An 11,562-nucleotide genomic window follows, 5' to 3' on the forward strand; every position below is an offset into this window, starting at 1 on the left:
GGCCTCCCGCTGGGCCGCCCGCGCCGGCGCCGGCGACCGGGTGCTGCTGCTCGGCCCCGCGGTCGCCGACAACCGCGCGATCCGCTTCCGCCCGCCCGAGGACACCGACCTGGTCCTCCTGTGGGCCGACGAGACCGCGCTGCCCGCCACCGCCGCCGTCCTGGAGACCCTCCCGGCCGGCACCCCCGCCCGGGTCTGGCTGGAGGTGCCGCACCCCGGGGACGTCCAGGACCTGGCGACCGGCGCCGACGCCGAGATCACGTGGTTCGTCAAGGACGCGCGCGACCAGGGCTCCCCCATGGCCCTGGACAGCATCCGCGCCGCCGAACTCCCGCCCGCCGAGCGGCCGTACGTCTGGATCGCCGGGGAGGCCGGCTGTGTGAGGCGACTGCGGCGGCACTTCGTGGGCGAGCGGGGGATCGACCGCGGACGGGTGACGTTCGTGGGCTACTGGCGTCACGGGCTGACCGAGGAGCAGTTGCGCGAACAGGGGTAGCGCGCAACGCGGTTGGTGCCGACCACTCCTGAGGCAGGAGTGATCACGGTCACGGCCACGGCCGCACTCATGGCGTGTTACTTAGGTTAGGCTAACCTAAGTAACACCTTGCCGGCCCCTTCCCCGCCCCGGATCGTCCCCACCGGAGGACCCCCACATGCGCTCGCACCTGCTCAACGACACCACCGCGGAGCACTACCGCCGCTCCGTGACCGAAGGAGTCGAGCGGGTGGCGGCCAAACTCGCCACCACCGAACGGCCGTTCACCGGCGTCACCGTCGACGCGCTCTCCCCCCGCATCGACGGCATCGACCTCGACCGGCCGCTGCACGACACCACCGCCGTGCTGGACGAACTGGAGGACGTCTACCTCCGGGACGCCGTCTACTTCCACCACCCCCGCTACCTCGCCCACCTCAACTGCCCGGTCGTCATCCCGGCCGTGCTCGGCGAGGCCGTGCTCTCCGCCGTCAACTCCTCCCTGGACACCTGGGACCAGTCGGCCGGCGGCACCCTCATCGAGCGGAAGCTCATCGACTGGACGGCGGGCCGCATCGGCCTCGGCCCGGCCGCCGACGGCGTGTTCACCTCCGGCGGCACCCAGTCCAACCTCCAGGCCCTGCTGCTGGCCCGCGAGGAGGCCAAGACCGACGACCTGGCGAAACTGCGCGTCTTCGCCTCCGAGGTCAGCCACTTCAGCGTGAAGAAGTCCGCGAAACTGCTCGGCCTCGGCCCGGACGCCGTCGTGTCGGTCCCCGTCGACCACGACAAGCGCATGCAGACCGTCGCCCTCGCCCGCGAGCTGGAGCGCTGCGCCGAGGACGGCCTGGTCCCCATGGCCGTCGTCGCCACCGGCGGCACCACCGACTTCGGCTCCATCGACCCGCTGCCGGAGATCGCCGGGCTGTGCGAGCAGTACGGCGTGTGGATGCACGTCGACGCCGCCTACGGCTGTGGACTGCTCGCCTCCCTGAAGTACCGGGACCGCATCGACGGCATCGAGCGTGCCGACTCCGTCACCGTCGACTACCACAAGTCCTTCTTCCAGCCGGTCAGTTCGTCGGCCCTGCTGGTCCGCGACGCGGCCACGCTGCGGCACGCCACCTACCACGCGGAGTACCTCAACCCGCGCCGCGCGGTGCAGGAACGTATCCCCAACCAGGTGGACAAGTCCCTGCAGACCACCCGCCGCTTCGACGCTCTGAAGCTGTGGATGACGCTGCGCGTGATGGGCGCCGACGGCATCGGACAGCTCTTCGACGAGGTGTGCGACCTCGCCGCCGAGGGCTGGAGACTGCTGGCCGCCGACCCCCGCTTCGACGTCGTGGTGGAGCCGAGCCTGTCCACCCTGGTCTTCCGCTTCGTCCCGGCCGCCGTCACCGACCCCGCCGAGATCGACCGCGCCAACCTCTACGCCCGCAAGGCCCTGTTCGCCTCCGGTGACGCGGTGGTCGCGGGCACCAAGGTGGCGGGACGCCACTACCTGAAGTTCACCCTGCTGAACCCCGAGACCACCACGTCCGACATCTCCGCCGTCCTCGATCTGATCGCCGGCCACGCCGAGCAGTACCTGGGAGAGTCCCTTGACCGCGCTTCCTGAGACCCCTGGAACCACCTACGACTTCGTGGGCATCGGTCTGGGCCCCTTCAACCTCGGCCTCGCCTGCCTCACCGAGCCCATCGACGGGCTGAACGGCGTCTTCCTGGAGGCCAAGCCCGACTTCGTCTGGCACGCCGGCATGTTCCTCGACGGCGCCCACCTGCAGACCCCGTTCATGTCGGACCTGGTCACCCTGGCCGACCCGACGTCCCCGTACTCCTTCCTCAACTACCTGAAGGAGAAGGGGCGGCTGTACTCGTTCTACATACGGGAGAACTTCTACCCGCTGCGGGTCGAGTACGACGACTACTGCCGCTGGGCCGCCGGCAAGCTGAGCAGCATCCGCTTCGGCACCACGGTCACCGAGGTGACGTACGACGAGGGCGACGGACTGTACACCGTGGCGACGGCGGCCGGCGGGACGTACCGCGCCCGGCACCTGGTGCTCGGCACCGGGACCGTGCCGTTCGTCCCGGAGCCCTGCCGCGGACTGGACGGGGACCTCTTCCACAACGCGCAGTACGTGCACCGCAAGGCGGAGCTGCTGGAGAAGGAGTCCATCACGGTCGTCGGCAGCGGGCAGAGCGCCGCCGAGATCTACTACGAGCTGCTCTCCGGGATCGACGTCCACGGCTACCGGCTCAACTGGGTCACCCGCTCCCCGCGGTTCTTCCCGCTGGAGTACACCAAGCTGACCCTGGAGATGACGTCCCCGGACTACATCGACTACTTCCGCGCGCTGCCCGAGGAGACCCGCTACCGGCTGGAGAAGCAGCAGAAGGGCCTGTTCAAGGGCATCAACTCGGAGCTGATCGACGCGATCTTCGACCTGCTGTACCAGAAGAACGTCGAGAGCGGCGACCGCGGCGTGGCCACCCGGCTGCTCACCAACTCCTCGCTCACCACCGCCCGGTACGAGGACGGCGGTTACACGCTCGGCTTCCACCAGGACGAGCAGGACAAGGACTTCGAGATCCGCACCGAGGGCCTGGTGCTGGCCACCGGCTACCACTACGAGCCGCCGGCCTTCCTCGACCCGGTCCGCGACCGGATCCGCTTCGACGGGCACGGCCGCTTCGACGTGAGCCGCGACTACGCCATCGACGTCACCGGCCGCGGCATCTTCCTGCAGAACGCCGGCGTCCACACGCACAGCGTCACCAGCCCCGACCTGGGCATGGGCCCGTACCGGAACGCGACCATCATCCGCGAGCTGCTCGGCACCGAGTACTACCCCGTCGAGAAGACCATCGCGTTCCAGGAGTTCGCAGTATGAGCAGTACGAGCATCGGTACGTTCACCGTCCGCCCCCTGGACCCGCTGAGGGACGCCGAGCTGCTGCACCGCTGGGTCACCGACCCCAAGGCGGCGTTCTGGATGATGCAGGACGCCAGGCTCCAGGACGTCGAGCGCGAGTACATGCGCATCGCCGCCCACGAGCACCACCACGCCTACCTGGGCCTGCACGACGGCGAACCGGCCTTCCTGATGGAGAAGTACGACCCCCGGTACGTCGAACTCGTCGGGCTGTACGACCCCGAGCCCGGCGACGTCGGCATGCACTTCCTGGTCGCGCCGACCGACCGGCCGCTCCACGGCTTCACCCGGGCCGTCATCACCGCCGTGATGGAGGAGCTGTTCGCCGACCCGGACACCCGGCGGGTCGTGGTCGAACCGGACGTGACCAACAAGGCCGTGCACGCGCTGAACGAGGTCGTGGGCTTCGTGCCCGAGCGTGAGATCGACAAGCCGGAGAAGCGCGCGCTGCTGAGCTTCTGCACGCGCGCGCAGTTCGAGGCCGCCCGAGGAGTAGCCGTATGACCCTGTCCGACGCCGTGGCGCACCTGTCCCCCCACCGCTGGGCGCGGGCCAACCGCCTGCTGATCCGCAAGGCGCTCGCCGAGTTCGCCCACGAGCGGCTCGTCGCACCGGAGGCCACCGGTGACGGCGGGTACGTCGTCCGCAGCGACGACGGCCTGACCCGGTACGCCTTCACGGCGACCCTCCGCGCCCTGGACCACTGGGTGATCGACGCCGACTCGATCACCCGCCACCGGGGCGACGCCGAACTCGACCTCGAGGCACTGGACTTCTTCATCGAGCTGCAGAAGTCGCTGGGGCTGAGCGAGGAGATCCTGCCGGTGTACCTGGAGGAGATCTCCTCCACCCTCTCCGGCACCTGCTACAAGCTCACCAAGCCGCAGGTCCCGGTCGCCGAGCTGGTCGACGCCGGCTTCCAGGCCGTCGAGACCGGGATGACCGAGGGCCACCCCTGCTTCGTCGCCAACAACGGGCGGCTCGGCTTCGGCGTCCACGAGTACCTGTCGTACGCCCCGGAGACCGCCAGCCCGGTGAAGCTGGTGTGGCTGGCCGCGCACCGCTCACGCGCCGCGTTCACGGCCGGCGTCGGCATCGAGTACGAGTCCTTCATCCGGCAGGAGCTGGGCGGGGAGACCGTCGAGGGGTTCCACGCCGTCCTGCGCGAGCGGGACCTCGACCCCGCCGACTACCTCCTCATCCCCGTCCACCCCTGGCAGTGGTGGAACAAGCTGTCCGTCACCTTCGCCGCCGAGGTGGCGCGCGGGCACCTGGTCTGCCTGGGCGAGGGCGACGACGAGTACCTGGCCCAGCAGTCCATCCGCACCTTCTTCAACACCTCGCACCCCGAGAAGCACTACGTGAAGACGGCCCTGTCCGTCCTCAACATGGGCTTCATGCGCGGACTGTCCGCCGCCTACATGGAGGCGACCCCGGCGATCAACGACTGGCTGGCCCGGCTGATCGACAACGACCCGGTGCTGCGGGCCACGGGGCTGTCCATCATCCGCGAGCGGGCCGCCGTGGGCTACCGGCACCTGGAGTACGAACAGGCCACGGACCGCCACTCGCCGTACCGCAAGATGCTGGCCGCGCTGTGGCGGGAGAGCCCGGTGCCGTCCCTGGCGGACGGCGAGTCGCTCGCCACCATGGCGTCGCTGGTCCACGTCGACCACGAGGGGAGGTCCTTCGCGGGCGCGCTGATCGAGCGGTCGGGGCTGGCCCCGGCCGAGTGGCTGCGGCACTACCTGCGGGCGTACTACGTCCCGCTGCTGCACAGCTTCTACGCCTACGACCTGGTGTACATGCCGCACGGCGAGAACGTGATCCTCGTGCTGGAGGACGGGGTGGTGCGGCGGGCGGTCTACAAGGACATCGCCGAGGAGATCGCGGTGATGGACCCGGACGCGGTGCTGCCGCCGGAGGTCTCCCGCATCCGGGTGGAGGTCCCGGACGACACGAAGCTCCTGTCGGTCTTCACGGACGTCTTCGACTGCTTCTTCCGCTTCCTCGCGGCGAACCTCGCCGAGGAGGGCGTCGTGGCGGAGGACGTCTTCTGGGGCACGGTCGCGGAGATCACCCGCGAGTACCAGACGTCGGTCCCCGAACTCGCCGACAAGTTCACCCGCTACGACATGTTCGCCCCCGAGTTCGCCCTCTCCTGCCTCAACCGCCTCCAGCTCCGGAACAACAAGCAGATGGTCGACCTCACGGACCCGTCGGGCGCGCTGCAGTTGGTGGGCACACTGAGGAACCCGATCGCGGGGTTCTGACCCATGGACAGGCGGGCGCCCCGGAGTACGGTCCTCCGGGGCGCTCGTCCCCCTGGGGGCGCGGGGGCGTGTCACCGCGCGGTGACACGGCCCCCACCGCGCCGCGGATCCGGTGAAACAATCCCCCCATGGCGGAAATCATCCAGAAGGACGGCACCTGGACCTTCGACGGGGACGCCCTGCGGCTGACCCCCGGCCGGGACAAGAACGTCGGACTGCTCCGCAGGACCCTGGGTGAACTGGTGGTGCCGCTCCAGGCGTTGGCCGGCATCTCCCTGGAACAGGGCAAGAAGTCGGGACGGCTCAAGCTGCGGCTGCGCGACGGCGCCGACCCCCTGCTGCACGCGACCGGCGGCCGGCTCACCGAACCGCACGATCCCTACCAGCTGATCGTCGACTCCGACCGCTACGGCGTCGCCGAGTACTTCACGGAGGAGGTCCGCACCGCCCTGCTGCTGGACCAGATCCCCTCCGGCCCGGTCACCGAGTACCTGCTGCCCGGCCCGTCCGTGCCGCTGTCCGTCTCCGCCGGGGACGGCACGGTCGGCTTCGACGGCGAGCGCATACGGCTGGAGTGGAACTGGAAGACGGAGGACGCCAAGGCCGCCGCCGGCACCCGCACCCTCGCGGTGGCGGACCTGACCGGCGTGGAGTGGCAGCCGGCGGTCGGACTGGAGAACGGCCACCTCCGCTTCTCCGTGCGGCACTCCCCCACCAAGGCCCCCGCCAAGTACGACCCGAACTCGGTGGAGCTGTGGGGCTTCAAGAAGGACCCGCTGATGGCGCTCGTCGCCGCCGCCGTCCAGGCCCGTCTGCCGCATCCGGCCACGCCCGCCGACGACCGCCCGCGTGAGCCGGAGGCCGCGCTCCCGTCCCCGACCGCCCCCGCGCCGGCCGAGGACGACCACGACGCCCTGCTGCGCCGGCTGCGGGAGCTGGGCGAGCTGCACCGGTCCGGGGTGCTGACGGACGAGGAGTTCACCCTCGCCAAACAGGCGATCCTCAAGCGCATGTGAGCCGATCCTGGGCCCCGCCTGTGAGTCCTGCCCGAAATCGGGCAGGTTTCTTGCGAAACCGTGGCCGGTACCTCAGGATCATCGAGTGCACGACGAACTCGTTGATCATCTGACGCGGTCCACGCCCCTCAGCCGGGGCGAGGCGCTGCGCGTGGTCCAGGACGTGCTCGCCTACTTCGACGAGACGACCGAGGAGTACGTCCGTCGCCGCCACCGTGAGCTCCAGGCCCAGGGTCTGGTGAACGCGACGATCTTCGAACGGATCGAGGCGGACCTCAGATACCGCGCGGTGGCCCCGCCCGAGCTCTCGCTCCGGCAGCTGCGCCGCATCGTCTACGGCTAGGAACATACACATATGTGCGGAATCGTCGGATACATCGGCAGGCGTGAGGTCGCTCCCCTGCTGCTGGAGGGCCTGCAGCGCCTGGAGTACCGCGGCTACGACTCGGCGGGCATCGCCGTCACGTCCCCGAAGGCGTCCGGCCTGAAGATGGTCAAGGCCAAGGGCCGGGTGCGCGACCTCGAAGCCAAGGTCCCGGCGCGCTTCAAGGGCACCACCGGCATCGCCCACACCCGCTGGGCCACCCACGGCGCCCCCTCCGACGTGAACGCCCACCCGCACCTGGACGCCGAGGGCAAGGTCGCCGTCGTCCACAACGGCATCATCGACAACGCCTCCGACCTGCGCCGCAAGCTGGAGGCGGACGGCGTCGAGTTCCTCTCCGAGACGGACACCGAGGTCCTCGTCCACCTCATCGCCCGCTCGACGGCCGAGAAGCTGGAGGACAAGGTCCGCGAGACCGTGCGCCTCATCGAGGGCACGTACGGCATCGCCGTCCTGCACGCCGACTTCCCGGACCGCATCGTGGTGGCCCGCAACGGCTCGCCGGTCGTGCTCGGCATCGGCGAGAAGGAGATGTTCGTCGCCTCGGACATCGCCGCGCTGGTCGCCCACACCCGCCAGATCGTGACGCTGGACGACGGCGAGATGGCGACGCTGAAGGCCGACGACTTCCGCACCTACACCACCGAGGGCACCCGTACGACCGCCGAGCCGACCACCGTGGAGTGGGAGGCGGCGTCGTACGACATGGGCGGCCACGACACGTACATGCACAAGGAGATCCACGAGCAGGCCGAGGCCGTGGACCGCGTGCTGCGCGGCCGGATCGACGACCGCTTCTCCACCGTGCACCTGGGCGGCCTCAACCTGGACGCCCGCGAGGCGCGCCGGATCCGCCGGGTGAAGATCCTCGGCTGCGGCACCTCGTACCACGCCGGCATGATCGGCGCGCAGATGATCGAGGAGCTGGCCCGGATCCCCGCCGACGCCGAGCCGGCCTCCGAGTTCCGCTACCGCAACGCGGTCGTGGACCCCGACACCCTGTACGTGGCGGTCTCCCAGTCCGGCGAGACGTACGACGTGCTGGCGGCCGTTCAGGAGCTGAAGCGCAAGGGCGCGCGGGTGCTGGGCGTGGTCAACGTCGTCGGCTCCGCGATCGCCCGCGAGGCGGACGGCGGCGTCTACGTGCACGCCGGGCCCGAGGTCTGCGTGGTGTCCACCAAGTGCTTCACCAACACCACGGTCGCCTTCGCCCTGCTCGCCCTGCACCTGGGCCGCACCCGTGACCTGTCGGTGCGCGACGGCAAGCGGATCATCGAGGGCCTGCGCAGGCTCCCGGGCCAGATCGCCGAGATCATGAAGCAGGAGGAGGAGATCAAGAAGCTGGCCCTGCGGTACGCCGAGGCCCGCTCGATGCTCTTCATCGGCCGCGTCCGGGGCTACCCGGTGGCCCGTGAGGCCTCCCTGAAGCTCAAGGAGGTCTCCTACATCCACGCCGAGGCGTACCCGGCCTCCGAGCTGAAGCACGGCCCGCTGGCCCTGATCGAGCCGGCCCTCCCCACGGTCGCGATCGTCCCGGACGACGACCTGCTGGAGAAGAACCGCGCGGCCATGGAGGAGATCAAGGCCCGCAGCGGCCAGATCGTGGCGGTCGCCCACCAGGACCAGGAGAAGGCCGACCACACCCTCCTCGTCCCCAAGAACGAGGACGAACTCGACCCCATCCTCATGGGCATCCCCCTCCAACTCCTCGCCTACCACACGGCCTTGGCCCTCGGCAGGGACATCGACAAGCCGAGGAACCTCGCCAAGTCGGTGACGGTGGAGTAGAACCCCCGGAAGCGCGGGGCCGCATCGATCCGCGGCCCCGCCGCACGGGCGCGACCAGCGCCCCACAGGGGCGCGGGGCCGTATCGACCCGCAGCCCCGCCGCACGGGCGCGACGAGCCCCCACGCGCCTGCCCAGGCCGAATCACAGGACGGACCCCCACGTGTTGCCACCCACCGCCCGGGGGTCCGTACCCACTTACGGAATGACGACGACCGGCCGCTGCGCCCGCTTGGCCAACCTCCCGGCAACGGACCCGAAGAGCCGCCCCACGATCCCGTGGGTGGAACCCACGACGATCGCATCGGCGGCATACTCCCGCCCCACCTCCTCGAGCTCGTGGCAGATGTCCCCACCACGCTCGACGAGGATCCACGGCACCTCGGCCAGATAGTCCGCACAGGCCAGCTCGAGTCCGAGCACCTCCGTGCGGTGGTCCGGGACGTCCACGAAGACCGGCGGCTCGCAGCCCGCCCACACGGTCGTGGGCAGCCGGTTGGCGACGTGGACGATGATCAGGCCCGAGCCGAAGCGCCGGGCCATGCCGATGGCGTAGGCGAGGGCCCGTTCGCTGGAGGTGGAGCCGTCGAAGCCGACGACCACACCGTGCCGGAACGCGGGGTCGCAGGGATGGCGTGGCTCCTCCGCCGCCAGGGGTTCGGCCGCCGTGGGATCGGCGACCGGCCGCTTGCGGTCCGCGGGTTCGAAGAATTCGTGACCGGCCATGGCTGTCTCGGGGTTGTGATCCTTTGTGGGGGACGACAGTGTGCGGCGGAGCTGTGTCCGGGAATTATCTTCCCAACCCCATACCCCCAAGGGTACGGCGGCACGCCTCCTAAGCCCAGATCCCGCGCATACCGGCAGGCGGGTTCCCCGGAGCATGCACGAGGGTCCGCCCGTCACGCAATGGTTGCTGTGCTGTACAGGTGATTTGCACGGGGTTCACTCACCGGTGGGAGTGAGCCGTCGCGGCCCCACGGTGGCCGGCCCCCCGGCCGTGCGTGAAGCCCCGTGGACCGCGCCACGGAGCACTCCGTGGCGGCTGCCGCCCGGGAGGATCCGCAGCCTTTGCGGGGCCGGCACGGACGGTGGCCGGGGTACACCGGTCAACTGACCGGTTTCCGCGCTCCCGCCCGCATCTTTTCAGCCAACTTCCGGCCGGTGTGCATCCTCCACCCCAACCACCCCCCAACCCCCGTTCGACCTGCACGAAAAGGGGTCGGCGGGCCCTGCGCACCCTACGTGGATTGGCCACTGCGACAAGGCGCACTTCCCCACACGGCCCACGAGTGCAACGCTTCGTGATCGAATGCTTCACGCCAAGTTGCCAAGTCGACAATGCACCGGGTGGCGAACCGGCCACCGGCGCGCGACGGGACGCAGTAGATTCGATCTTGATGTCTTACGGCGGGGGACTCGTGCAGGACCGAGGGGAAACGTGCAGGAGCGACACAACCGAGGAGCCGCGACCACCGAGGGGGGCTTAGCAGTATGAGCCACGACTCCACTGCCACGCCGGAAACGGCGGCCCGGAAACTCTCCGGCCGCCGCCGCAAGGAGATCGTCGCGGTGCTGCTGTTCAGCGGCGGCCCCATCTTCGAGAGTTCCATACCGCTGTCGGTGTTCGGGGTTGACCGCCAGGACGCCGGCGTACCGCGCTACCGCCTGCTCGTGTGCGGGGGCGAAGAGGGCCCCCTGCGGACGACGGGAGGCCTGGAACTCACCGCACCGCATGGCCTGGAGGCGATATCCCGGGCGGGCACCGTCGTGGTGCCGGCCTGGCGTTCGATCACCTCGCCACCGCCGGAGGAGGCCCTGGACGCACTGCGCCGGGCCCACGAGGAGGGCGCCCGCATCGTCGGGCTGTGCACCGGCGCCTTCGTCCTCGCGGCGGCGGGCCTGCTGGACGGCCGCCCCGCGACCACACACTGGATGTACGCGCCGACGCTGGCGAAACGCTATCCGTCGGTGCACGTCGATCCGCGGGAACTCTTCGTGGACGACGGCGACGTGCTGACGTCCGCGGGCACCGCGGCCGGAATCGACCTGTGCCTGCACATCGTGCGCACCGATCACGGCAACGAGGCGGCCGGCGCGCTGGCCCGCCGCCTGGTGGTGCCGCCGCGCCGCAGCGGGGGTCAGGAGCGCTACCTGGACAGGTCTTTACCCGAGGAGATCGGCGCCGACCCGCTCGCCGAGGTCGTCGCCTGGGCGCTGGAGCACCTCCACGAACAGTTCGACGTGGAGACGCTGGCGGCACGCGCGTACATGAGCCGTCGTACGTTCGACCGCCGGTTCCGCTCGCTGACCGGCAGCGCGCCGCTGCAGTGGCTGATCACCCAGCGGGTGCTCCAGGCACAGCGCCTGCTGGAGACGTCGGACTACTCGGTGGACGAGGTCGCCGGCCGCTGCGGCTTCCGCTCACCGGTCGCGCTGCGCGGCCACTTCCGGCGCCAGCTGGGCTCGTCCCCGGCCGCCTACCGGGCCGCGTACCGCGCGCGGCGCCCGCAGACCGACCGGAACCAGGACACCGAGGGCACCGCGGGGACCCTCCCACCGGGCCAGCAGGGCCACGCGGTACCCCAGGCGCCGCCCGCCCTGCACCCGGACAACCCGCTCCCGCACCAGTCCCGCCGCACGGCGGCGGCCGGCGCCCTGGGACCGTCCCTGACGGCCTCGGCCCTCCCGG

At 70.4% G+C, this 11,562-nt stretch carries 10 protein-coding genes; 9 read left to right on the top strand and 1 reads right to left on the bottom strand.

The window, feature by feature from the left end:
* From B7767_RS02450 to glmS, 8 genes are all read left to right on the top strand, one after another.
* Positions 1-496, top strand: a 496-nt coding sequence (locus tag B7767_RS02450; protein ID WP_143652158.1) for a siderophore-interacting protein, incomplete at its 5' end; no start/stop codon positions are given.
* A gap of 157 nt (positions 497-653) precedes the next feature.
* Entirely contained in the window at positions 654-2,096 is a 1,443-nt protein-coding gene (desA, locus tag B7767_RS02455) for a lysine decarboxylase DesA (protein ID WP_085570640.1), read from the top strand.
* Complete coding sequence (locus tag B7767_RS02460; protein WP_085570641.1) at positions 2,080-3,372, top strand: lysine N(6)-hydroxylase/L-ornithine N(5)-oxygenase family protein; 1,293 nt, start codon at positions 2,080-2,082, stop codon at positions 3,370-3,372. The genes desA and B7767_RS02460 overlap by 17 nt, the downstream gene beginning before the upstream one ends.
* The gene (locus B7767_RS02465; protein WP_085570642.1) at positions 3,369-3,917 is read left to right on the top strand and encodes a GNAT family N-acetyltransferase; all 549 of its coding nucleotides are present in this window, start codon (positions 3,369-3,371) and stop codon (positions 3,915-3,917) included. Before B7767_RS02460 ends, B7767_RS02465 begins: the two co-directional genes overlap by 4 nt.
* Positions 3,914-5,686, top strand: coding sequence for an IucA/IucC family siderophore biosynthesis protein (locus B7767_RS02470; protein ID WP_085570643.1), 1,773 nt, complete (start codon positions 3,914-3,916; stop codon positions 5,684-5,686). The genes B7767_RS02465 and B7767_RS02470 overlap by 4 nt, the downstream gene beginning before the upstream one ends.
* Positions 5,687-5,814: 128 nt before the next feature.
* On the top strand, positions 5,815-6,702 hold the full coding sequence (locus B7767_RS02475) for a DUF4429 domain-containing protein (RefSeq protein WP_085570644.1): 888 nt from the start codon (positions 5,815-5,817) through the stop codon (positions 6,700-6,702).
* Between the two features lie 85 nt (positions 6,703-6,787).
* Positions 6,788-7,045 carry a hypothetical protein gene (locus B7767_RS02480; RefSeq protein ID WP_030217181.1) on the top strand — a complete coding sequence of 86 codons (258 nt, stop codon included), beginning with the start codon at positions 6,788-6,790 and terminating at the stop codon, positions 7,043-7,045.
* Between the two features lie 12 nt (positions 7,046-7,057).
* A complete protein-coding gene (gene glmS / locus B7767_RS02485) occupies positions 7,058-8,875 on the top strand; it encodes a glutamine--fructose-6-phosphate transaminase (isomerizing) (protein ID WP_085570645.1) in 1,818 nt (605 codons plus the stop codon).
* Positions 8,876-9,071: 196 nt separating this feature from the next.
* Here the strand turns inward: glmS and B7767_RS02495 are convergent, their stop codons facing one another.
* A complete protein-coding gene (locus tag B7767_RS02495) occupies positions 9,072-9,599 on the bottom strand; it encodes a universal stress protein (RefSeq protein ID WP_073931733.1) in 528 nt (175 codons plus the stop codon).
* A gap of 765 nt (positions 9,600-10,364) precedes the next feature.
* Between B7767_RS02495 and B7767_RS02500 the strand changes: the two genes are divergently transcribed.
* Positions 10,365-11,562, top strand: a 1,198-nt coding sequence (locus B7767_RS02500) for a helix-turn-helix domain-containing protein (protein ID WP_085570647.1), incomplete at its 3' end; no start/stop codon positions are given.

The organism is Streptomyces sp. 13-12-16, assembly GCF_002114215.1.
In the GTDB taxonomy this organism is placed as follows: Bacteria; Actinomycetota; Actinomycetes; order Streptomycetales; family Streptomycetaceae; genus Streptomyces.

What these genes read in the sequence shown, in the direction of transcription:
- desA (WP_085570640.1), top strand. Translation starts at nt 654, where the DNA reads ATGCGCTCGCACCTGCTCAACGACACCACCGCGGAGCACTACCGCCGC.
- B7767_RS02465 (WP_085570642.1), top strand. Translation starts at nt 3,369, where the DNA reads ATGAGCAGTACGAGCATCGGTACGTTCACCGTCCGCCCCCTGGACCCG.
- B7767_RS02470 (WP_085570643.1), top strand. Translation starts at nt 3,914, where the DNA reads ATGACCCTGTCCGACGCCGTGGCGCACCTGTCCCCCCACCGCTGGGCG.
- B7767_RS02475 (WP_085570644.1), top strand. Translation starts at nt 5,815, where the DNA reads ATGGCGGAAATCATCCAGAAGGACGGCACCTGGACCTTCGACGGGGAC.
- glmS (WP_085570645.1), top strand. Translation starts at nt 7,058, where the DNA reads ATGTGCGGAATCGTCGGATACATCGGCAGGCGTGAGGTCGCTCCCCTG.
- B7767_RS02495 (WP_073931733.1), bottom strand. Translation starts at nt 9,599, where the DNA reads ATGGCCGGTCACGAATTCTTCGAACCCGCGGACCGCAAGCGGCCGGTC.